At 73.0% G+C, this 23,037-nt stretch carries 11 protein-coding genes; 5 read left to right on the plus strand and 6 right to left on the minus strand.

What is annotated here, in order from left to right:
• Positions 1–8: 8 nt before the first annotated feature.
• Positions 9–1,190 (minus strand): streptophobe family protein, encoded by a 1,182-nt coding sequence (locus tag OG432_RS31215; protein WP_328315315.1) that lies wholly within the window; start codon positions 1,188–1,190, stop codon positions 9–11.
• Between the two features lie 323 nt (positions 1,191–1,513).
• Here OG432_RS31215 and OG432_RS31220 point away from each other — a divergent pair, with 323 nt between their 5' ends.
• The 5 genes from OG432_RS31220 (at position 1,514) to OG432_RS31240 (ending at position 7,081) form a co-directional block, all read left to right on the plus strand.
• Complete coding sequence (locus OG432_RS31220; RefSeq protein WP_328314302.1) at positions 1,514–2,836, plus strand: DUF6777 domain-containing protein; 1,323 nt, start codon at positions 1,514–1,516, stop codon at positions 2,834–2,836.
• A 165-nt stretch (positions 2,837–3,001) separates the two neighbouring features.
• On the plus strand, positions 3,002–3,586 hold the full coding sequence (locus tag OG432_RS31225) for a potassium channel family protein (protein WP_328314303.1): 585 nt from the start codon (positions 3,002–3,004) through the stop codon (positions 3,584–3,586).
• 301 nt (positions 3,587–3,887) lie between these two features.
• Positions 3,888–4,181 (plus strand): hypothetical protein, encoded by a 294-nt coding sequence (locus OG432_RS31230; RefSeq protein WP_328314304.1) that lies wholly within the window; start codon positions 3,888–3,890, stop codon positions 4,179–4,181.
• Positions 4,182–4,463: 282 nt separating this feature from the next.
• The gene (locus OG432_RS31235; RefSeq protein ID WP_443058618.1) at positions 4,464–5,654 is read left to right on the plus strand and encodes a serine hydrolase domain-containing protein; all 1,191 of its coding nucleotides are present in this window, start codon (positions 4,464–4,466) and stop codon (positions 5,652–5,654) included.
• 176 nt (positions 5,655–5,830) lie between these two features.
• Positions 5,831–7,081: a serine hydrolase domain-containing protein gene (locus tag OG432_RS31240; RefSeq protein WP_328314306.1), complete on the plus strand. Its 1,251-nt coding sequence runs from the start codon at positions 5,831–5,833 to the stop codon at positions 7,079–7,081.
• Between the two features lie 142 nt (positions 7,082–7,223).
• On the opposite strand, the gene OG432_RS31245 is transcribed toward OG432_RS31240, so the two are convergent.
• The 5 genes from OG432_RS31245 to OG432_RS31265 form a co-directional block, all read right to left on the minus strand.
• Complete coding sequence (locus OG432_RS31245; RefSeq protein ID WP_328314307.1) at positions 7,224–8,528, minus strand: cation:proton antiporter; 1,305 nt, start codon at positions 8,526–8,528, stop codon at positions 7,224–7,226.
• Positions 8,525–9,361 carry an alpha/beta hydrolase gene (locus OG432_RS31250; RefSeq protein WP_328314308.1) on the minus strand — a complete coding sequence of 279 codons (837 nt, stop codon included), beginning with the start codon at positions 9,359–9,361 and terminating at the stop codon, positions 8,525–8,527. The genes OG432_RS31245 and OG432_RS31250 overlap by 4 nt, the downstream gene beginning before the upstream one ends.
• A 100-nt stretch (positions 9,362–9,461) precedes the next feature.
• Positions 9,462–10,256 carry an alpha/beta fold hydrolase gene (locus OG432_RS31255; protein ID WP_328314309.1) on the minus strand — a complete coding sequence of 265 codons (795 nt, stop codon included), beginning with the start codon at positions 10,254–10,256 and terminating at the stop codon, positions 9,462–9,464.
• A 52-nt stretch (positions 10,257–10,308) separates the two neighbouring features.
• Positions 10,309–11,652 carry a hypothetical protein gene (locus OG432_RS31260; protein ID WP_328314310.1) on the minus strand — a complete coding sequence of 448 codons (1,344 nt, stop codon included), beginning with the start codon at positions 11,650–11,652 and terminating at the stop codon, positions 10,309–10,311.
• Positions 11,649–23,030: a polyketide synthase gene (locus OG432_RS31265; RefSeq protein WP_328314311.1), complete on the minus strand. Its 11,382-nt coding sequence runs from the start codon at positions 23,028–23,030 to the stop codon at positions 11,649–11,651. The genes OG432_RS31260 and OG432_RS31265 overlap by 4 nt, the downstream gene beginning before the upstream one ends.
• Between the last annotated feature and the right edge of the window lie 7 nt (positions 23,031–23,037).

Raw genomic sequence — 23,037 nt, forward strand, 5'->3', positions numbered from 1 at the left:
CGCCCCGCTCAGGCGGGATCCACCTCGCCCCGCCGGTGCACCCGCCGCGCGCACAGGCCGCCGAGGAACCCCGAGACCAGGCCCCAGGCCACGGCCAGGAGCAGGGCCCGCCACAGCTGCGGCCGCAGCTCCACCAGGCCGGACAGACCGCCGCCGAGATCCCCGATGCCGAGGAGCGAGAGGCCGGCGTGGGCGGACACGCCGGCGAGAAGGCAGACGGCGAGGACCGTGAGAGTCAGCGCCACCGCCATGTGCACGGCGTGCTGCCAGGCCCGCATCCGCGCCGGGGACCGGGCCGCCGTCAAGAACGCGGCGCACAGCACCAGGACCGCCGCGACGACAAGCAGCACCCACGCCCGGCCGTCGTGGTCGGCGAGCGTCCTCAGGCTGAGCGTGGCGTCGTCCGGTGTGCGCAGCACCTCGTCGAGGACCCGCGGCATGGGCAGCCCGAACGGTCCGTTCACCCGGCCCTCCCAGGACGCGCCGAGGCCGAGGGTGAGGGCGAGCCAGACGAGGTTGGGCAGCCCGAGCAGCAGGACCGCGAACGTCTCGGCGGTATGCCCTTGCGTCGCCGCCACGACGAGGCCGACGACGAGCCCCAGGGCGACGTAGGCCAGCAGCAGGACCACCATGGCGAAGGCCGCGGGCCGTACCGACTCCTGGAAGCGCAGCAGGCGGGCGGGGAGCGGCGCCCGCCGCGATACGAGCAGGACCACGACGACGACGCCCGCGAGCCACAGCAGACCGAAGAGGAGGGTCAGCGGCACGTCGGTCTCGAATCCGACCTTGGGCGAGGCGTCCAGGATGCCGCCGATGTCGCCGGCGGGGCCGTCCCCGAGCGAGATCGTGAAGCGGTGCCTGGCCATGAGGCCGAGGCCGATGAGGAGCAGGAGCCAGAGCGCCGCGATCCGGGCGGCCCAGCCGGCGAGTTCCCTCGCGTCGGCGACGGCCCGGTGCCGCAGCGGCCGGAGGAATCCGGCGGCGATCGCCAGAGCCCCGGCGAGACTGACGGAGAGCGGGAGCACGGAGAGCCCGGCGTTCGTCTCGGCGATCGTCCCGGCGTCACCGGAAAGCCCCACCGAACCCCCGACCGCCATCACGACGACGGCCGCCACGACACTCGGGAACGCTCCGCCGGGCAGGTCACCGGCGCCTGCGGCCCACAGGCCGAGTCCGGCGACGACGGCCATGGCCACCAGGGAGGCGAACACGGCCACCAGGGCGTGGGGCCAGCCATGCGGCGCCCGTCGCCCCTGTTCCGCGCGTTGCGCCGCTGTCCGCCGGGGCGGTGTCTGCTCGCTCACGTTGTCACGCTAAGCAGCGCCGGACCGGCCCGCCCGTCGGGAGGGCCGACCGCGTCAGCTTGCGGGCCCCCGGGAGCCGATGCACACAATGGGCGCGCAAAGGGATAAAACGCACACCGCGCATCCCTTCGCACCAGATCCCCTCCACCGGACCAGCCGCCACCAGATCCCTCTCCTCCAGGTCCCGCCTACGCAGGGAAGAAGTGTTCGTGAGCGTCGAACCGCCGTCGTCAGGACGCCCCACAGGACCGCCTTCGGGCCCACTTTCGGGCCCCTCGCAGCCGAGCCCCTCCGGGGCGGGCGACACCCAGGCGGGCGCGACCCGCGCCGGTGCGACGCCCCCTCCGGGGGCCGAGCGGCCGTCGGGGCCGCCGAGCGGCGGCCCGCCGAGCGGGCCGGGCGGCGGCGGGCGCGGCGACGGGCCCCAGGAGCCGGACAAGGGCTCCGGTGCGAGCCCCGGGCGGGGCCGGCCGTGGTGGAGGTCCGCGCCCCGCGTCGCGGCGATCGCCGCCGTCGTGGTCGCGGCGGTGGTGGTGACCATCGTCCTGACCCGCCCCGACGGCTCGTCGCAGGCCGGTGGTGAGGTGCTCCTCCAGCCCGCGGGAAGGACGGGGCCCGACCCCTTCACCGAGTCGACGGCCCGTGGGGACTCGACGCCGGCTTCTCCGAGCGCGCTGCCGAGCTCGTCGGCCTCGGCCAACGTGACGCGCGGAGTCGACGGCGCCGCACCCGGCCTCTACGGCGGAACGCGGAAGGTCGGCAGCTGCGACGTGGAGAAGCAGATCGGCGCTCTCCGGAAGGACCCGGCCAGGAACAAGGCGTTCGCCTCCGTGCTCGACATCGAACCGTCCGGCGTCCCCGGCTATCTGCGCGCGCTCACGCCCGTGCAGCTGCGGTTCGACACCCGCGTGACCAACCACGGCTACCGCGACGGTGCCCCCACCAGCTACCAGGCCGTGCTGCAGGCCGGCACCGCGGTGCTGGTCGACGACCGCGGGGTTCCCCGGGTGCGCTGCGCCTGCGGCAATCCGTTGCTGCCGCCCGTGGCGCAGAAGGGCACGCCGAAGCGGACGGGACAGGCGTGGCCCGGGTACACCTCGTCGAACGTCGTGGTCGTGGCGCCCGCCGCGCAGGTGGTGAAGGAGTTCGTCGTGTACGACCCGGACAGCGGCGGCTGGTTCGCACGGCACAAGGGCGACACGGCGGGCACCGGCGACACGAAGACGAAGCCGCCGGTGACCGCCCCGTCCTCACGCCCGCCCGGCTCGCCGTCCCCCGACGAGTCGTCCTCGACGGGCAGCCCGCCGCCGTGCGATTCGCTCTCGGAGAGCTCCTGCCCGCCCACGTCGGTCCCGCCGTCCGCCCCGCCCTCCTCGCAGCCCCCCTCGTCGCCCGCCTCGCAGCCCCCGTCGTCGCCCGCCTCGCAACCCCCCGCCTCCGCGGCGCAGAAGTCGCCCGCGTCGTCGAAGCCGCCCGGGTCGTCCGAGCCCGCGCAACCGGTTTCGCCCCCCGCGTCGGAGGGAGGTTCGTGACCCAGGAGGCGTCTGTGGGCGCCGACGTGATCACGCGTCGCCGGTGGGGCCGGCCGGGCCACCGCGCTTGAGAGGGGTGGCCGGACCGGCGGCGGATGATTTTCCTGGGGCGTAAGAGCTCGTAAGGCCTCGCAAACCCTTCGTCACGCATCGCGGGAGCGCCCTATGGAACGTGCAGGCCGCAGCGCCCGTCGCATGTCGCGCCTGTCCCGCGCGGCTCATGTGGTGCGCGCCCTGATCACGGCGGCCCTGGTGACGGTTCTGTATTACGTGGCGCCACTCGACTGGGGAGTGGGCGTGGGCACGGTGGTGATGCTCCTGGGGGCGCTGGTCGTGTTCGGGTGGCTGCTCGTGTGGCAGCTCGGAACCATCACCCGCGCGGCCTACCCGTGGTTTCGTGCCATCGAGACGATGGCCACCACCGTGCCGCTCTTCCTGGTGCTGTTCTCCGCCACGTACTTCCTGCTCGGCCATGACGTCCCGGGATCCTTCTCGGAGCCGCTGACCCGGACCGCCGCGCTGTATTTCACCATCTCGGTGTTCGTGACCGTCGGCTTCGGCGACATCGTGCCCACCAGTGAGGCCGCCCGGGGCCTGACCAGCGTGCAGATGATCGTGGACCTGATCCTGCTGGCGGTGCTGGGCAAGGCGGTCATCGGGTCGGTGAGGGTGGGACTGCGCCGCAGACGGACGCCGCCCGACACCGGGCCGGAGCCCGAGCCGGACTGGGGGCGCGAGGACCTGCCGTGACGCCCGAGTGCAACGTCGTTCAGCATGAGGTGAGTTGAGGTGGCGAGCCCTCCGAGCGGCGCGGGGCGTGTGCGGCCGTCCGCCCTTCGAAGGGAACCCGCCCGTCATCCGGGAGGAACCACCCGACATCCGAAGGGAACCCGCCCCACCTGGACAGGCCTCACGCGGCCCAGGCGACGCGTGCGGCCGCCGGCGGGTGGAAGCGGCCCGTGTGTCCCGGGTGGGCGGATCGTCGTGAGAGGTCAGACTTGAGACACCGGCCCGGGTCCCGGCCCGAGCTCCTCCGAACCGAGGGAACACCATGACCTGGGCATCTTGGACCACCGTGGGCATCCATGTCCTCCCCGGCGTCGTACAGGCCGAGGAGTTCGGCCCGATGCAGGGGGACCTGACCATCCACACCACCTGGTCGGGGCACGAGGCTGACCTCGCCGTGCAGTACTCGGGCGCCGCCGACTGGTACACGCTCGTCGGCAGCCCCGTGCCCTGCCACTCCGAGGAGGACAGCCGCTCCTACCACCAGGCCGTCGTCGACGGGGTCCGCGAGGGCGAGAGGGCCCAGGACGTGCTGAGGAAGCTCGCCCGCACCGCCTAGCGGCGGGGGCTCGAGAGGGCGCGGGGCCGCGGTCGGCCCGCCCCGGGGGCGCCGGTGAACGCCGGTGGCCGGACGGGCCGTCGAACAGGCCGTCGGACGGGCTGTCGGCCCGGCCGCTCATGACGGCCGGGTGCCCACGCGCTCCGCTGGGCGGGTCACTTCGGGGGACGGGGCGTTTCGGGCGGCCGCCGACAGGTGATGCATGGCCAACCGGCGGCCCCGGTTCGGCGGCCGGAGCAGCAGCCGTTCCCGCTCCACCGTCGTCAGGAGGCCGTCGTGTCACTGAGTCACCGTCGTCTGCCGTTGCCCCGCCGCGGCGGGCACGTGATCGTCGCGCTGCTCACCGCCTCACTGGCGCTGGCCGGCCCGGCCGGGGCCGCACCCCGAACCGACGGTGACGGCGCGCTCCGGGCCCGGCTGCGCGAGCTGGTCGAGCGGCCGGACGGGCCGCCCGGCGCCATCGCGGTGCTGAGGGACGGAGATCGCGTACGGGTCGTGCAGGCCGGCGTGGCCGAACTCGGCACCAACCGGCCGCCGCGCGCCACCGACCACATGCGCCTGGCCAGCGCCGCGAAGGCCTTCAGCGGCGCCGTCGCGCTGCGCCTGGTCGACTGCGGAATGCTCTCCCTGGACGACACCCTCGCCAAACGGCTCCCCACCCTGCCGGACGCCTGGGGCTCGGTGACGCTGCGTCAGCTCCTGAACCACACCAGCGGTCTGCCGGACTACAGCGCCGCACCGGACTTCATCGACGTGATCAGGGCCGATCCGCACCATGTGTTCGACTCCCGGCACCTGCTCGACTTCGTCGCCGACGAGGACCTGGAATTCGCCCCCGGCTCCCGCTTCCAGTACTCCAACTCCGACAACATCGCCGTGGCCCTGATGGCCGAGGCCGTGACCGGGCAGCGCTACGAGGACCTGCTGGCCTCGAAGGTCTACCGGCCGCTGGGGCTCACCGGGACCAGCCTCCCGGCCGGCTACCGCCTGCCCGAGCCCTACCTGCACGGCTACGACGTCGAGCCCGGAGCCCCGACTGAGGACGTCTCCACCTTGTTCGGCGCCTCCGGTTCCTGGGCCTCGGGCGGCCTGGTCTCCACTCCGGCGGACTTCAACACGTTCATGGCCGCCTACGCGGGCGGCACGCTGATCGGTGACGCGACCCGCAGGCAGCAGCGGACCTTCGTCGACGGAGCCTCCGAGCCGGCCGGCCCCGGTACCAACAAGGCCGGGCTCGCGATCTTCAAGTACACCACCCGGTGCGGGGTGGTGTACGGGCACACCGGCAACACCGCCGGGTACACCCAGCTCGGCGTGGGCACCCCGGACGGCCGTCGGAGCCTCACCGTCTCCGTCACGTCGCAGGTGAACCAGGGCTCGAACCCGGACCTGCTGGCACACCTGCGTGCCGTCGAGGAAGACTTCGTCTGCGCCCTGCTGAAGGGCCAGGGTCCGCATTCCCCGGGCCACTAGCCGATCGCGAGCGCCGCGGCCGGCGCCGCGTCGACTCCGCGCGGTGACGTCGGCCCACGCCGGCCGGGGGTTGTCCTCACCCCGGTCCTGGCGGCACCCCTGGCGCGGCCGGCCTGTCTCCGGACACCATGGGTGTGGCCCGGCACCATGACGGCACGCACCACGAGGACGCACACATGGCCCGATTCCGACGCATGTGGGGCGTCCTGTTCGCCGTGGCCGGGGTAGCGGTCGCCGCGGTGGCCGGCGGGGCGGCCTGCGAGCGGGGCGACGGCGCACCGGCCCGGCGGAGCGCCGCGCGGCCCACCACCCCGGTGCACGCCACGAAGGACCGGGCCGCCGTGGGCGGTCACGCCGCCGATCACACCCCCGTCCGCGCGCTCCTGCACCGGCTGACCACGCGGGACGGCGGTCCCGGCGCTGTCCTCGCGCTCGGCGGCGAGCCGGACGGCGCCGTCCTGAGCAGCGGCCTCGCCGACGTGCAGAGCGACACCCCGATGCGCGCGGACAGCCGGTTCCGGATCGGCAGCCTGACCAAGCCGTTCGTGGCGACGGTCGTGCTCCAACTGGTGGGGGAGGGCCGGGTGGCCCTCGACACGCCCGTGGAGCGCTATCTGCCCGGCGTCGTACGCGGCCACGGCAACGACGGACGACGCATCACGGTCCGTCAACTCCTCCAGCACACCAGCGGCATCCCGGACTACCTCGACCACATCGAACCGGAGGACGTCCTCCGCGCCCCGCTGACGCACTACGACCCGCGCGCCCTCGTGCGGCTCGCCCTCGCCCACGCCCCGGACTTCGAACCCGGCACCAACTGGCGCTATTCCAACACGGGTTACCTCCTCGCAGGCATGCTCATCGAGCGGGTGACCGGGCATCCGTACGGTGACGAGATCCGCCGGCGCGTCATCGGACCGCTCGGCCTGCGCCGGACGTCCGTTCCGGGCGACGGCTCGGAGATCCCCGGGCCGCACGCGCGCGGCTACGCCAGAACGGCGAAGGACGCACCGCCGATGGACATCACCGCGCTCAACCCCACGGTGGCGGGTTCCAGCGGCTCCATGATCTCCAGCGCCGCCGACTTCGACCGTTTCCTGGACGCGCTCCTGCGCGGCAGGCTGCTGCACCCGGCCCAGCTCCGCCAGATGATGCGGACGCGTCCGACCGGCAGTACGGACGGCGGGGCCTACGGCCTCGGCCTGGAGAGCCACCCCCTGCCCTGCGGCGGCCTCGCCTGGGGGCACGACGGCGGCATCCCCGGTTACGAGACCGCGGGGGCCGCGACGGCCGGCGGCCGGCAGGCGACGGTCATGGTGAACCTCTACCCGGGCAACACCGGCGCCCAGAACGCCGACATGACATCCGCGATCCGGACGGCGCTGTGCGAGGGCCGCTCCTCGAACCCGTCGCCGGGGCACGGCTGACGGGGCGGCGACCGCCCGTCCGCCGGGGTGGCCTCGCGGATCAGGGCCACGTTCGGCGGCGACCGGCGCCGAAGCCCTCACTCCCGCGGAGGGCCGCGTCACCACGGCACCAGCCGAGCGCGGAGCCCGCACCGAGCGTCCGTCAGCCGGGCGTGCTCGGGCTGGGTGTGCTCGGGCAGGGCGTGCTCAGGCAGGGCGTGCTCGGGCCGGGGGTCGTGCCGGGCGCCGGCGCCCGCTCGTGGCGCTCCATCAGGGACAGGAGCGGACCGGTCATCGAGGTGGTGACCACCGCCGTCACCAGCAGCGCCAGGTACAGCCCGGGGGTGAGCACCTTCGCGCTGTACCCGACCTGGAGCAGGACGATCTCGGTGAGCCCGCGGGTGTTGAGCATGACGGCGACACGGAGCGCCTCCGTGCGCTCCTCGCCGCCCAGGCGGGAGACCGCGTAACCGCCGCCGATCTTGGATACGACGGCCAGCGCGGTCGCGGCGATCGCCACCGGCCAGGGGATCCCGCCGGAAGCCCGCCACACCTGCAGGCCCGTGGCGATGAAGAAGACCGGCACCAGCCACAGGCCGAGCGTGGACACCCTGCGGACCGGTGCGTCCCAGTGCGGTGAGCCCGGCGGGATCATGAGACCCACCACGAACGCGCCGAAGATCGCGGTGAGTCCATGGGACTCCGCCCCGTCCGCGGCCCGGAGCACACAGACGCCCAGGACCACCGTGATGAGCCAGGGACGGCGGGCGCACAGGCGTTGTGCCCATGGCGCCTTCAGCAGACGGCGCCCCACGGTCGCCGCCAGCGCCCCCACCACCAGCACGACGACCGCGCTCCACATACCGTTCGAGCCGGGTGTGGCGATGCCCACCACCACGGCCAGGAGGAGCCACGCGACGGCGTCGACGAGCGCCGCCGAGGTCAGCGAGAGCCGCCCGGCGCGGGTGGCCGTCAGACCGCGGTCGGCGAGCACCCGCGCCAGGACGGGCACCGCCGACACCGCCATCGCCGTGGCGAGGAGCAGCACGAACGCGGCGGTCGGCGCGGTCCCCCGCAAGGAGGGCCCGCCGTACCGGACGAGGCAGGCGCCGAACGCCGCGCCGGCCGCCAGGGACGGCACGAAGGTGCCGAGCGCCGTCCAGCCGACGGCCCTGTCCCTGATGCGGGAGGCGTCGAGCCGCAGTTCGTGGGCCACGCCCACGAGGAACAGGACGAGCCCCGCGTGCCCGAGATCGCGCAGTGGTCCCAGCACATCGGCCGGCAGCAGGACGGCCTGCGCCCCCGGCCCCGCCAGGCCGAGGACCGCCGGACCGAGCAGCATGCCGAAGGCGATCTCGCCGACGACGCCGGGCTGCCCGATCCGGCGGGCGAGAACGCGCCCCAGGAACCCGAAGGCCAGGAAGGCGCCGAGCGCGGCGACCACGTGCGCGGCCAGGAGCGGCGTCATCGGCCCGGGACTCCGCCGTCCGCCGCGCCGACGCCGTCCGCGGAGCCGTCGCCGGCGGGGTCGCCCGTCAGGAAGTCGACGGCGCGCCGGATGACGGCCTCGTCGCGCAGCACCTTGGTGTGGCCCAGGTCGCGCACCCGCATCAGCTCGGCCTGCCCCCAGGCCGCCACCAGCGCCTCGCTGTCGGTGATCGGAGACTCCGGGTCGTTCTCGTCGTGGACGACGAGCAGCCGGCTCGTGAACCCCGGTGCGGCCAGGGCCGGTTCGATGGCGTCGAAGGAGACGCCGAGCCATTCCTGCGCACGGGCGCGGACCAGTGCGATCGCCTCGGGCGTCACCTGCATCACCTCGCCGGAGCGGCGCCACAGGCTCGTGTAACTGCTGATGGGGTTGACGAACACCGCCCGCTCCGGCGTGAGTCCGTGTGACATGGCCAGCGTCGTGGCCGCTGCGCCGAGGGAGTGGGCGACGACGGCGTGGAAGGGGCCGAACCGCTCGTGGGCTGCCTCGACCGCCCGCGCGAAGTGGATGACGGAGGACTCCGCACCCTCGGACTCGCCGTGGCCCGGAAGGTCGGCGACGACCACCGCGCAGCCTGCCCGGACGAGCGCCTGCGCCAGGACGGTCAGGTGGCCCGCGTTGCCCGCCCAGCCGTGGACCAGCAGGATCCGCCGCTCTCCCGCGCCCCACAGGTAATGGACCACCTTGCCGCCGTCGACGACCTCGACCTCCTTGGCGGCCTGATCCAGGATCGGCCGGGTCGCGTTCGGAGGCTGCGTCCGCATCGGCGTGAAGGCCAGTCGGCGCAGCTTTTCCGTGGTGTCGGTGTCCAATGGATTGCCCCTTACTCCGGTTCTGTTCCGGTTCTTCGGAACGGTCTTTTCTGCACGGCCGAGACGGCGTCCTCACGACGGTGTCTTCCTGACCGTGTCCTCACGATGGCGGATCTTCAAGACCGCGCAGGTAGGCGGAGACGACTTTCCGTACCTCGGGCGACTCCACCATGTCGAAATGACCGGCTCCTTCGACGAGTTGGAGCGTGGAGTTCCGCCAGTTCGCGTGCAGGCGCACGGCGTGTGCCACGGGCACGTGATCGTCGGCCGTGCCATGGATGACGAGTCCGGGCTCCTCGATCGTCCGGACGGCCGAGAGCGCCGAGTACTCCTCCCACACCGTCGCGCCGAACCGTCTCTCGATCTCCTCGGCCACCGCCCGGACCCGGTCGTCGTCGAGGCCGTTCATCTCGGCGAAGCGCTCGACCAGGAACCGGGTGGAGGGCGGCGAGGAGATCGAGACCATCGCACGGCCGGCCACCCCGGCCTCCCACGCCGTCAGGGCCCACAGCCCGCCCATCGAGTGGCAGACCACCGCGTGCAGGCCGGACAGCCTGGCGTACAGGGCGCGCAGCACGGCCCGTATCTCCGCGGGGTCGGCCGTGCCGCCCAGCGCCTCGCCGTGCGGCGGCACGTCGAAGAGCACCACCCGGTAGCCCTGGGCGAGGAGTTCCTCGGCGATCGTCACCATGCTGCCCAGATTGGTGTTGAGGCCGTGGACGAGCAGGACGGTGGGGCCGCTGCCGCACTGGAAGTACTTGTAGAACCGCCCGCAGGCCTTGAGCGTGTGGGAACGGCACCGATTGAGGAACGCCTTCGCGAACGGATCGTGGGGCAGCCGGACGACCGTGTAGAAACGCTCCACGAGATCGTCCACGGATTCGGTTCGGCTCACGGCGCGTTCCTCGATCGGTGTCGGTACTGACAGGGCGTGGGCGGGCGGGGAGTCAGGTGCCGGGCTGCTCGCTCAGCGCCGCCAGGCACCGCCTGGCCCGCTCCGGCAGCACGTACTCCCCTTCCTTCGCGATGCGGTCGTACAGGGCCTCGACCCGCTCGTAGTGATCGTCGAGGTTCTGGTCGAGCAGGTGGTACGCGGACCGGTTGTAGATGCCGAACTGGAGGTCGGTCATCAGGCCGAACGGATCGATGTCCGCCGCGCGCCGCGACCCGCCGAACACCACGCGCAGGAACTCCTCCACGCTCTCGTAGCCGAGCGTGGCCAGGAGGAACTCGATCGACGCCCACTTGCGCCGGACCTGGTGGGCCCGCTGGTCGGGATCCACGATGAAGTCCAGACCGCTGGTCATGCCCTTGGGGTAGTGCACCTTGTTGAAGCAACGCAGGTCGATGGTGAGGCGGTCCTTGGTGGTGCGGGGCAGCGTACTGTCGGCGTGCGCACGGTAGTTGTCGAAGACCAGGGCGTCGCCCACCCGGCTGTCGCAGTAGTAGCCGGGCGAGGGCGTGTCGGCGTACGTCTTCGACCAGTACATCGCCATGAGGAAGTCCCGCACCGACGGCAGGTCGATCTCGGACAGCTTCCCTTCGAGGAACAGGTACAGCGCCTTGTCGACGGCGTCCTTCTCCTCACCCTCCAGGCCGCACTCCAGCATCTTCTCGTACACGTACGGCAGGTTGGGTGCCTCCAGCTCGGCCTCCTCGAAGATCACGAAGGGCTGCCGGCTGAGCGGAGTCGGGGTGAGCGCGGTGTGGAAACTGCGGTACTCGGTGGGGAAACCGAGCTGCTTCTTCACCAGCGACGGGATCTGCAGGGCGATCGAGCTGGCCGCGTGCGTACCGTACGGCCGCTTCTCGGCCGGCACGGTGAACGCGTTGACGACGGCGGTCTCGACCTCGGGGAAGTGCTCCTGGACGATGTCCCGGTTGAGATCGTAGAAGCGCTTCGCCGACGGTACGAACAGCACACAGTTCTCGAACATGGTGGAGACCGGGAAGTAGCTGCCGATCGAGGCGGCGGCGAAGCTCTCCTGGATCACCGCCTGACAGCGCAGCTGGCGTGCCAGGTTGTCCGCCAGGTCGTCGTCCAGGTTCATCCGGACAACGTGGGTGGGGTGCGACTCGGGCAGGAAGCGGCTCGCGTTCAGCGACCGGTTCGGAGGCAGCCGCACCTCCCAATCCCCCTTCTCCACAAGGTACTTGTCGAGGACGGGGGACAGCTGCTCGGCGTGCACCGCCGCCGAGGAGTGCAGGAAGGTACCGGTCTTCTGGTAGGTGCCGGTGACGGTGGCGTCGTCGTCCACCGCCACGCCCGGCGTACGGCTCGCGTCGCTCATGACGTGGTGTTCTCCGATCGGTCCGAAGTGGTGATGCGGTGCACGTAGGTGCGGACGAAGCCCTCGTCCACGGGCGGGGACGGATAGTCCCGCACACCGAGGACGGCGCCGCCCACCGGGAGCGCGGCAAACATGTCCGCAAGGCCCCGCGCCGTCAGGCCGTCCACCAGGGCGGCGATCCGGGCGAGCGGACCTGTCGGGTGCTCCGCGGCGAACGCGAGCGCCCGGTGGCGCCACTGGTCGAAGGGCACGAGCTGCGCTCCGCCGGCGGCGGAGCCGAGCATCTCGAAGAAGCGGTCGAAGGTGGGGGCGCCCGCGTTGACGAAGTCGTAGTCCTGGCCGATGCGCGCCAGGTCCTCCGTCATCGCCGCGGCGATCGTCCGGCACAGGTAGTCGACCGGCAGTACCGTCGTGAGATCGGCGTCCAGCGCCGGGAAGCTCCCGAGTTCGAGGCTGCCCGTGATCAGGTTGTGCAGGAAGTCGCCCCGGTCGAGCCGGAAGTGCCCGGTGCGGGTCGACGCGCCCACGAACGGCAGCCGGTACGTCGACGCCTTCGCGCCGCGCCAGCGGGCGGCGGCCACCATCTGCTCCGCCTGCCACTTGGACGTCAGATAGCCGAACTCCCGGTCGTCCTCGCTGACTTCGTACCCGAGGTACTTGGGGAGCGTCGCGAAGGTGGACACGAAGTGGAAGGCCTTGCCGCGGCCGCGCGAGGCCAGACGCAGCGCCTCGTGCGTGCCGACCACATTGGGCCCGGTGTAGTCGTCGAGCGGCCGCATCCAGTCCACCAGGGCGCCCGAGTGGCAGATGGCGTCCACCTGGTCGGCCAGTTCGTCGAAGTCCTCTTCGGGCAGGCCGAACAGCGGCCGCGTAAGGTCGCCCACGACCGGGTTCAGGAGCGGCGCGAACTCCTCCCTCCACAGGCCGTAGCCGTCGAGCGAGTCGACAAGGCGCTCCATGCCCCGGCGGGTGTCCTCCGCCCGCACCAGGCAGTAGGCGACCACATCGGACGCCAGCAGCTCGTGCAGCAGATAGGCGCCGACGAACCCGGTGGCGCCGGTGACGAAGACCGACTCCGGCCGGACCGGCGCCGCGGCCGCGTTGTCGAACCGGAGGTCGGGGTGGAGGCAGCCCTTGCGGGCCGTGGAGAGATCGACGCCCGGGGATCCGGCCGCATCGTCCGTCCCCGTGGCCGGCTCGCCCGTGGCCGTCGCCGGCGCCGCGTCGAGACCCGCCTCCAGGAGCCTCTCCAGCAGGAAGTCGCCCAGCGAGGTGAGGTTGGGGTGGTCGAAGGCGATCTTCGCGGGCAGCGCGAGCCCGGTCAGGTCCGCGAGCTGGTTGCGCATGAGCACCGCGGTCAGCGAGTCGATGCCGATGTCCTGGAGCGACACGCTGACGTCGACGGCCTGCGGTGAGGCGAAGCCCAGCGTCTTGGCCACCTCCGCGCGCACCACGCCGAGCACCACGTCCTGATACTCCTCGGGCGCCGCCTCACTCAGGAGCTTGCGCAGGTCCGCCGCACCGCCCGCCCCGGAACGCTTGCCGGCGCCGGCGCTGAGCAGCGACCGGAACAGCGGTGGAATGCCGCCGCGGCTCTCGTAGTAGTGCTGTACGCGGTTCAGGTCGAGCGCGGCGGACATGGTCAGCGCGCGGCCGCTCCTGACGGCGAGCTCCAGCAGTTCGAGGCCCTCGTCCGGGGCCAGCCGGTCGAGGCCGAGCTGAGCGAAGCGGGCCCGGTCGAACTCGCTGAGCCCGGCGGCCATGCCCTCGCCCTCCCAGGGGCCGAACGCCACCGACGTGGCCGGCAGGCCCTTGGCCCGGCGCAGATGGGCGAGCGCGTCGAGGAAGGCGTTGGCCGCGGCGTAATTGCCCTGGCCGGGCGCCCCCAGGACGCTCGCGATGGAGGAGAACATCATGAAGAAGTCCAGCTCCATGTCCTGGGTCAGCTCGTGCAGATGCCACAGGCCGTCCACCTTGGGCAGGAGGACCGCGTCGAACCGCTCCGGTGTGAGGTCGGTCAGGGCGCCGTCGTCCAGCACCCCCGCCGCGTGGACCACGCCGCGCAGCGGACGCTCGTCGCCGAACAGCGCCATCACCGCGGCGACGTCCTCACGGACGGCCGCGTCGCAGGCCACCACCGTGGCCGTGACACCCCGCTCGGCGAGCTCCTCCACCAGGGCCTCGGCCCCGGGGCTCTCCATCCCGCGGCGCGAGGTCAGCACCAGATCCCGTACGCCATGGGTGTCGGCGAGCCACCTCGCCACCCGCCGCCCGAGGTCGCCGGCGCCACCCGTGACGAGCACCGCGCCGTCCGCCCTCACGAACTGCCGCTGCCGGGCCGGGACCAGGACCACCTTGCCCACGTGCCGCGCCTGGGCGATGAAGCGCAGCCCGTCGGAGGTGTGGGTCATGGGGAAGGACCTCAGCGGCAGCGGCACCAGCTTGCCCTGGCCGAACAGCTCGGCGATGGAGACCAGCATCCGCTGGATGAGGTCGGGGCCCGCCTCGGGCAGGTTGTAGACGGTGTAGGTCACACCCGGGTGGCTCCGGTCGACGGCCGCCTGCTCGCGCACATCGATCTTGCCCATCTCCAGGAACCTCCCGCCGCTGCCCAGCATGCCGAGGCCGGCGTCGATGAACTCGGTGGCCAGGGAGTTCAGGACGACGTCGAAGCTCCCGCGGGTCTCCCCGCCGCCGGCGCTCCGGGCGAAGTGCTCGACGAACCCCAAGTCGCGCGAGGACGCCAAGTGGGCGTCGTCCAGGCCGAGTTCGCGCAGCGCCGGCCATTTGGGCTCGCTCGCGGTGCCGTACACCTCGGCGCCGTGGAGCTGCGCCAGCTGCACCGCGGCCATGCCCACGCCGCCGGCCGCGGCGTGGATCAGGACCCGCTCGCCCGGCCGCAGCGCGCCCAGCTCGTGCAGGCCGTACCAGGCGGTGAGGAAGGTCATCGGGATGGTGGCGGCCTCCTCGAAGGTGAGGTGCTCGGGCATGCGCACCACCTGGCGCGCGTCCGTCACGACCTCGGAGGCGAAGGAGCCCCGGGCCAGGCCGAGCACGGCGTCGCCGACCTTCACCTGGTCGACGCTGCCGCCGACTTCGGTGACCACACCCGCGAACTCCAGGCCGAACGCCGGGATCTCCACCATCCCGAGGGCGTTGAGGACGTCGAGGAAGTTCACCCCGGCGGCCCGCACCTCGGCCCGGATCTCACCCGACGCGAGGGCCCGCTCCGGCAGCGGCGTGACCTTCAACGGCTCGTCCAGACGGCCCTTGGCGGCGATCTCCAACTGCCAGCGGCCCTCGGCCGGGAGCTCCAGGTCGCGGGCCGAACCCACCCGCAGCAGCTGCGGCACCAGCACCTCGCCGCGCCGCAGCGCGCACTCCGGCTCGGCTTCCAGCATCAGCGCGGCGGGCAGCGCCGCGCGGTCCGCCTCCTGCTCGCCCAGGTCGATCAGGCGAAGCCCCAGCTCGGGGTGTTCATTGCGTGCGGTCCGCAGCAGACCCCACAGCGGGCCCGCACCCAGACCGGACACCATGTCGTCGGCGCCGGTGCCCACCGCACGACGGGTGACCCAGACCAGGGGCGTGCGGAACTCCCCGTCCACCGCTTTCTGGAGCTGTGCGAGCCCCGTGGCGGCGAACGCGTGGGCCTGGGCGGGCACGTCCGCGTCGGAGTCCCACAGACACACGAGGCCGTCCAGGTCCTCGGCGTCCTGCAGCTCCCGGACCTTGATGACCTGGATGCCGGCGCGGGCGAGGACCGTCTTGACCTCGCGCTCCCACGCGACGTTCCCGACCGGGGCCATCAGGCCCCAGGAGCCTCCCAGTTCGACGTCGGAGGTGTCGGCGGGCCGCCAGTCGACATCGAACTGGAACCGGTCCACCCCCGCGGCGGCGAGACGGCGCAGCACGGCCCGGTCCACCCGTCGCGCGTGCAGCCGGTGCAGCCGGCCGACCGGGACGCCGTCGCCGTCGTGGATGTCGAGCGAGGCCCAGAACTCGCCGTCACCCAGCTCGAATGCGGCGACCCGCACCCAGATCTCCGACAGGCCCTTGACGCGCAGCGAAAGGCGCTCCGCCTCGAACGGCACGAACAGGTCGTCGCCGGTGCGGTTCTGCAGCCGCTGTGTCAGGAGCAGCGAGTGCATCGCCGAGTCCAGCAGCGCGGGATGGAGAACGTAGCCGGCGGCGGAATGCTGCGCGTCCTCCGGCAGCGCGGCCCTCGCCCACACCTCCCCGCCGACGTGCCATGCCTCCTTGATGCCCTGGAACGTCGGCCCGTAGCCGTAGCCGAGGGCGTCCAGGTCGCGGTAGAGGGCGGACGCGTCGAGGGGCTCGGCGCCGGGCGGCGGCACCGTCACCGACGCGCCGGCGGCGGCCCGCTCCGCGGGCGTGAGACGGCCCTCGGCGTGCAACTGCCAGGCACCGTCCTCGCCTTCGGGTGCGCTGTAGACCTGGACGGGGCGGCTCTCGCCGATCCTCGGGCCCACCGTGACCTGCATCCGCACCGGCACCCCGGAGGCGAGCACCAGCGGCGAGGCGATGACGACGTCCGACAGGTCCCACTCGCCGTCGTGCGCGGCGTCGCCCGCCGCCCGCATGGCCTCGAAGAAGGCCGTGCCCGGCATCAGCACGGCGTCCATCACCCGGTGCTCTCGCACCCACACTGGCTGATCGGCCGCCACCACATTGGTGAACAGCGACAGTTCGGTGCCGGCGATCTCCACCCCGCCGCCCAGCAGCGCGTGCCCGGTGGGGTTCAGACCGGCGCCGATCTCGCGGGACATCGGCGGCTCGAACCAGAACCGCTCGCGCTGGAAGGCGTAGGTCGGCAGGTCCACCCGGGCCCCGCCGAACGGCGTGAAGTAGCCGTCCCAGTCGACCGGGACGCCCCGCACGTGCAGCTCGGCCAGGCCCCGCTGGACGACCGTGGCGCCGTTCTTGCCCGGCGCGCACGACGGTACCCACGACACCGGGCCCTCGTCGGCCAGGCAGGCCGCGCCGAGACCGGAGAGCACGGGGCGCGGGCCGAGCTCGAGGAAGGTGTTCGCGCCCTCGCGGCGCAGGCTGCGCATCCCGTCGCTGAAGCGGACCGCCCGGCGCACCTGGCGGACCCAGTAGCCGGGCTGCTCCAGTTCGCCCGGGGCCGCGAGCTCGCCGGTGAGGCTGCTGACGAGGGGGATCACGGCGGGTCCGTAGCCGACGCCCTGCGCCACGGCCCGGAACTCGTCGAGCATGGCGTCCATGTGGTGCGAGTGGAAGGCGTGCGACACCGTGAGTCGCTTGGCCCTGCGGCCCCGTTCCGTGAAGTGCGCGCCGATCGCCGCGACGGCGTCGGTGTCACCGGAAACCACGGTCTGGGTGGGGGTGTTGAGCCCCGCGACGTCCAGTTTCCCGCGCAGCCCGAGCGCGTCGAGGGCGGCCTCCGCCTCATCGCCGGTGGCTTCGAGGGACACCATGGCGCCGTCGCGGGCGGGCAGCGCCTGCATCAGACGACCGCGGGCCGCGACGAGCCGGCACGCGTCGTCCAGGTCGAACACTCCCGCCACATGGGCGGCGGCCAGCTCGCCGATGCTGTGCCCGAGCAGCAGCTCGGGTCGCACCCCCCAGCTCTCCCACAGCCGCCACAGCGCGACCTGGAGGGCGAACAGGGCGGGCTGGGTGAAGTCGGTGCGGTGCAGCAGCTCCTCCTCCGCGCTGCCCGGAGCGGCCCACATCACCTCCAGGAGAGGTTTGTCGAGGCCGGTGAAGCGCGCGGCGATCCCGTCCAGCGCCTCGCGGAAGACCGGGTGGACGTCGTAGATGTCCTTGCCCATGCCCGCCATCTGGCTGCCCTGGCCCGTGAAGAGCAGGGCCAGGCGGGGTTCCTCGGCATGGTTCCCGGTGCGCACCGACTCCGCGGGCAGCTCCCCGGTGCGGGCGAACGAGGCCAGTTTGTCGAGGAGTTCGGCCTTGTCCTTGACCGGGAGCACCAGCCGGCGGCGGAAGTGACTGCGCGTGGTGGCCAGCGAGCGGGCCACGTCACCGAGGCGGTCCTGGATGTTCATGCCCAGGTGCAGGTGCAGGTTCTCCGCCTGCCGGCGCAGCGCGGCGTCACTGTGCCCGGACACGACGAACGGCACGGTGGGCGGCAGCGGCGCCGGCGCGGTCTCCTCGGCGGTTCGCCCGGCCGGCCGCGGCGGCTCCTCCACGATCACGTGGGCGTTGGTGCCGCCGATGCCGAACGAGCTGACGCCCGCGCGGCGCGGCACGTCCTTCGCCGGCCAGGGGCGCCGGTCCCGGACCAGCGCCATGCCGGCGCCCTCCCAGTCCACGGCGGGGGTGGGCTCGGCGATGTGCAGGGTCTTGGGAAGCGTGTCGTGGCGCATGGCAAGCACGACCTTCATCACGCCGGCCAGGCCCGCGGCGGCCTGCGTGTGACCGAGGTTGGACTTGGCGGAACCGACCCACAGCGGCTCCGCGTGGGAGTGGCTGCCGCCGAAGACCTCGCCGAGCGCGGTGCCCTCGATGGGGTCGCCCAGCTTGGTGCCGGTGCCGTGCGCCTCCAGGTAGTCGATGTCGTCCGGCTGAAGCCCGGAGGCGGCCAGGGCGGCCCGGATGACACGCTGCTGCGCGGGGCCGCTGGGCGTGGTGAGGCTGGCGGCGTGGCCGTCGTGGTTGACGGCGGTGCCGCGCAGCACGGCCAGCACGGGGTCGCCGTCGCGCTGGGCGTCGGAGAGCCGCTTGAGGACGACCGCGGCGGACCCCTCGCTCCAGCCCGTGCCATCGGTGTCGGAGGAGAACGACCGGCAGCGGCCGTCGGCCGACATGCCGCGCAGGCGGCTGAACTCGACGTGCAGTTCGGGGGTGAGCATCAGGCTCACACCGGCCGACACCGCCAGATCGCACTCGCCGTTGCGCAGCGCGTTGCACGCGAGGTGGGTGGTGACCAGGGAGGAGGAGCAGGCCGTGTCCAGGGTGAGGGTCGGGCCTTCGAGGCCGAACACGTACGACACCCGGCCCGACATGGTGCCGCCCGCGGAACCCGGGCCCACATAGCCGTCGAGGTCGGTGAGCGTGCCGGCCATGGTGAGCCCGTACTCGTGGTACGCCGAGCTCTTGCCCACACCGATGAACGCGCCGGTCTGGCTGCCGCGCAGCTGGTCCAGTGTGTACCCGGCCCGCTCGAACGCCTCCCAGGTGGTCTCCAGGACCATGCGCTGCATGGGTTCGAGGGAGCGGGCCTCGCGCGGGGAGATCCCGAAGAAGGGGGCGTCGAAGAGATCGATGGGGCCGACGAACCCGCCCCGGCTGCAGTACGAGGTGCCGGGCACGTCCGGGTCGGGGTCGTACAGGGCCTCGGCGTCCCAGCGGTCCTTGGGGACCTCGACGATGCCGTCCCCGCCGCGCTCCAGCAATTCCCAGTATTCCTCGGGGGTGTTGGCGTCGCCGGGCAGGCGGCAGGCCATGCCGATGACGGCGATGGGTTCGTCCTGGACGGCGTGCCTGCGGTCGGGCACGGCCCCCCGGCCCGTATTCGTCGCGCCGGCCAGATAGGCGGCCAGGGACTTGACGGTGAAGTGCTCGAACAGCTTGGCGCCGAAGACCGGCCGCCCGAGGAGCTCTTCGAGGCGGGTCTGGACGCGGACGACCCGCAGCGAGTTGCCGCCGATCTCGAAGAAGTTCTGGTTGACGCCGATCCGGTCGTGGCCGAGCACCTCGGCCCAGACGGCGATGATGTCCCGCTCCAGCTCGGTGGCGGGTCTGGCGGACGCTTCGACCTCCACCACGGGGTCCGGCAGGGCCTTCTCGTCGATCTTGCCGTTGGGGGTCAGCGGGAACGCGTCCAGCTCCACGATGAACGCCGGGACCATGTATTCCGGCAGCCGCTCGGCCAGCCAGGGGCGCAGCACGCGGTGCAGCGGCGTCCTGGGCGGTTCGCCGACGGCGGGTGTGTTGGCGTAGCGGCGGGAAACGTCGAGGTCGGGGGCCCCGGCGGGGGGCGGGCTCAGGTCGGGGCGCGTGCCCGGCCGCCAGAACAGGGCGTCGCAGTACCAGGGGGAGCCCGAGCGGCCGGGCAGCAACGCCATGCCCAGGCCCGCCTGCTGGGCGGCGTCGGCGAGGTCGGCGGGGTCGGTCCAGGACGTGGGCGGCCGGGTGTCGGTGCCCTTGGCTCCCAGGGCCGGGGCGACCCGGCCGTATACCTCGGCGAGCCGGCCGTTGGGGATGTTGTTCAGGCGCAGCGGACGGTCGGTGACGGAGTCCAGCTCGGCGCGGAGCGCGGCCGGGCCGAAGCCGCCGGCCTGCCAGTCCTTCTCCGTCGCCGGCGCGGCGGCCCGTGCGTCCTCGCCGATGTGCAGGGTGACGTCGTAGCGGTAACGCGTCATCTCGTTGACGTGGCGGCCGTCGCGCAGGGTGATGTCGACACGGGTGATCTGCGGGAACAAACGGGGCAGGTTCGCGAAGTAGTCGCGGCTGAGGACCAGTTCGCGTTCCGCGCGAATCCCGCGCTCGGTGCGGCGGGCCAGCTCGTCGGCGGTGAGGGCGCCGCTCTCGCCGTCCGCACGGAAGTCGGCCACGTCGGCGTGGAAGACGTCGAGCGTCGACAGGTCGCGTACGTCGCCGAGGAAGACGCGCCCGTTGGTGACGGCCCTGGTCGCCCAGGCGAGGACCGAGGTCAGGTAGTCGACATCGGGGAAGTACTGGGCCACCGAGTTGACGACCACCGTGTCGAAGGAGCCCCCGGCCACCTCGGGCAGGGCGTGGGCGGCGCGCTGTTCGCAGGTCACGTGCGGCAGCGACGCAAGGTGGCGCCGGGTCATGTCGACGGCCGCGGCGGAGGCGTCCACGGCGTGGTAGGTGCGGCAGTGCGGCGCCAGGCCGAACAGCATCAGACCGCTGCCGGAGCCGATCTCGAAGACGTTCTCCGGCGCGTAGGAGAGGATGCGCCGCACCGAGCTCTGCTGCCAGTCGCGCATCTCCCCGTGGGAGAAGGGGAGCCCGTCGTAGCTGTTGCGCCAGCCCGCCAGGTTGAACGTGGCGTCGGCGCCGGGCTCGGAGGGAGCGCTGTCGCCGCCGGATTCGTAGGCGCGGTCCCATGCGGCGGCCCACTCGGCCAGGGCGGCGCCCTGGTCCACGGGGGCGGGACCGGCGCCGCCGGACGTCTCGCGGACGCAGTAGGCGACCAGGTGCTCGTCCCGGCCCACCACCACGGCGCGCCGGACCGACTCGTGGCGGCTGACGGCCGCCTCGACATCGGCCGGTTCGATGCGGTGGCCGCGCAGTTTGACCTGCCGGTCGTTGCGTCCGATGAGGGTGAGGCGGCCGGGGCCGGCGAAGCGCGCCAGGTCGCCGGTGCGGTACAGGGCGCCGGGACCGAAGGGGTTGTCGGCGAAGCGCAGCCGCGTCTGCTCGGGGTCGTTGCGGTAGCCGCGGGCCACCCCGGCGCCGCCGATGCACAGTTCACCCGGGAAACCGATCGGCACCGGCGCGAGGTTCTCGTCGAGGACGTAGACCTGGGTGTGGTCGATCGGACCGCCGACGAGGATCGCGTCCTCGTCGGCGCGGGCCGCCACCTCCCAGGCCGTGGACCACACGGTGGTCTCGGTGGGGCCGTACATGTTCCACACCGAGAGCCCGTCCTGGGTGGTGAGCAGCCGGTCCGCCAGATCGCGGGGGAGCGCCTCACCGCCGCACAGGATCTTCCTGAGCGTCGGGGTGCCCCGCCAGCCTCCGTCGAGCAGCAGCTGCCAGGTGGCGGGGGTGCCCTGCATCATCGTGATCGCGTGCCGCTCCAGCAGCCCGCTCAGCGCCTTCGCGTCGAGCGTCTCCTGGGCTCGGGCGATGACCGTGGTCGCGCCGCAGAGCAGCGGCAGGAACAGTTCGAGTACGGAGATGTCGAAGGACACCGTGGTGACCGCGAGGAGCCGGTCGTCGCCTGCGCACCCCGGGCGCCGGCGCATGGCGGCGAGGAAGGCGGTGAGGGCGCCGTGGGTGATCTCGACTCCCTTGGGGCGGCCTGTGGAGCCCGAGGTGTAGATGACGTACGCCAGATCGTCGGCGCGCACCTCGACCGCCAGGGTGCGCCCGGCGTCCCGCTCGCCGCCCGCGTCGACGCTCACGCAGCGGGTGCTCCAGGCGGCGAGGGCGGTGGGTACCGCGGCGGGGGTGACGATGAGACGGGGGTCCGCGTCGTCGAGCATCTGGCGGATGCGCTCGGCCGGGAACCGGGGGTCGACTGGCACGTAGGCCGCGCCCGTCCTCAGGACGGCGAGGAGGGCGACGACGAGGTCGATCGAGCGGTCCAGGGCCACGCCCACGAGGTCGCCCCGGCCCACGCCCCGCTCGCTCAGCTCCCGCGCGAGCCGGCCGGAGCGGGTGTCGAGCTCGGCGTAGGTCAGGCTGTCGTCCGCGCACACCAGCGCGGTGTCCTCGGCGTGGTCGCGAGCGGCCTCCTCGAAGAGCTGGGGCAGGCCCTGTCCGGGAAGCGGCGCGGAGGCGCCGGTGTCGTTGAACTCATCTACGAGCAGCGCGAGTTCGTCCGCTTCGAGCAGGTCGACGGCGGCCGGACGCAGCTCGCCGGCCGCGGCGAGACGGCCGCACCACGCGGCGAACTGCCCGGCCAGCCGGGTCACGTCCTCGGCGGACAGGCGCGCGGCGTCGTGGTGCAGTGCGACGAGCGCGCCGCCCTCGGATCCGTCCTGCTGGACGTGCAGTTCCAGCTTCGGCCGGTGGCCGTCGGGCTCGACGGCATCGCGGTCGCCCCAGGAGATCAGCACGTCCGGTGTGAGCGCGCCGCTGGCCCAGCGTTCCCGGAGCGCCTCGTCCCGGCCGACCGCGTCGCGGCGGATCCATCCACGGTCCTGCCCGCTGGTGAACTCCTCGCGCACGGTCCGCAGGTTGTCCGCGACCGTCGCGCCGGCGTCGATACGGCACGGCAGGGGCAGCCATGCGGCGAACAGGTCGCGGTGTGCGGCGTCAACTCCCTTGCGGGGGGCGGCGACCGCGAGATGGACGTCCTGCTGCCCGCCCGCCCGGCCGAGGAAGAGGGCGAGGGCGCCCGCGAGGTGGGCGGCGGCCGCCGCGGAGGCGTCCAGGCCGTCCTCGTGACCGAGGTGCGGGACAGGACAGCGTACGAGGACGGGATCCGGCCGCCGCGCGCTCCCCGCGAGGTCGGGCGCGGTCTTCGGGCGGGGTCCGGGGTAGGGCAGCCGGCAGGGGTGGTCGCCGGCCTCGATCAGACGGGCACGCCAACGGGTGGCGGCCTTGAGGCCCTGAGGCCCGCGTCGGTGAGGCGCGCGCTCGCGTCCCCGCCCGGAACGTCCAGGACCGTACCGAGCGCAATTCCCATGGTCCTTGCGGCAGTTGAGCAGTCCAGCTCCTCGCCCTCCAGGGTGCACAGCCGGG

Source organism: Streptomyces sp. NBC_00442 (genome assembly GCF_036014195.1).
In the GTDB taxonomy this organism is placed as follows: domain Bacteria; phylum Actinomycetota; class Actinomycetes; order Streptomycetales; family Streptomycetaceae; genus Streptomyces.

Excerpts from the sequence above, each read along its gene's own strand:
- OG432_RS31215 (WP_328315315.1), bottom strand. The coding sequence starts at position 1,190 with ATGGCCGTCGTCGCCGGACTCGGCCTGTGGGCCGCAGGCGCCGGTGAC.
- OG432_RS31230 (WP_328314304.1), top strand. The coding sequence starts at position 3,888 with ATGACCTGGGCATCTTGGACCACCGTGGGCATCCATGTCCTCCCCGGC.
- OG432_RS31260 (WP_328314310.1), bottom strand. The coding sequence starts at position 11,652 with ATGAGCGACGCGAGCCGTACGCCGGGCGTGGCGGTGGACGACGACGCC.
- OG432_RS31225 (WP_328314303.1), top strand. The coding sequence starts at position 3,002 with ATGGAACGTGCAGGCCGCAGCGCCCGTCGCATGTCGCGCCTGTCCCGC.
- OG432_RS31240 (WP_328314306.1), top strand. The coding sequence starts at position 5,831 with ATGGCCCGATTCCGACGCATGTGGGGCGTCCTGTTCGCCGTGGCCGGG.
- OG432_RS31245 (WP_328314307.1), bottom strand. The coding sequence starts at position 8,528 with ATGACGCCGCTCCTGGCCGCGCACGTGGTCGCCGCGCTCGGCGCCTTC.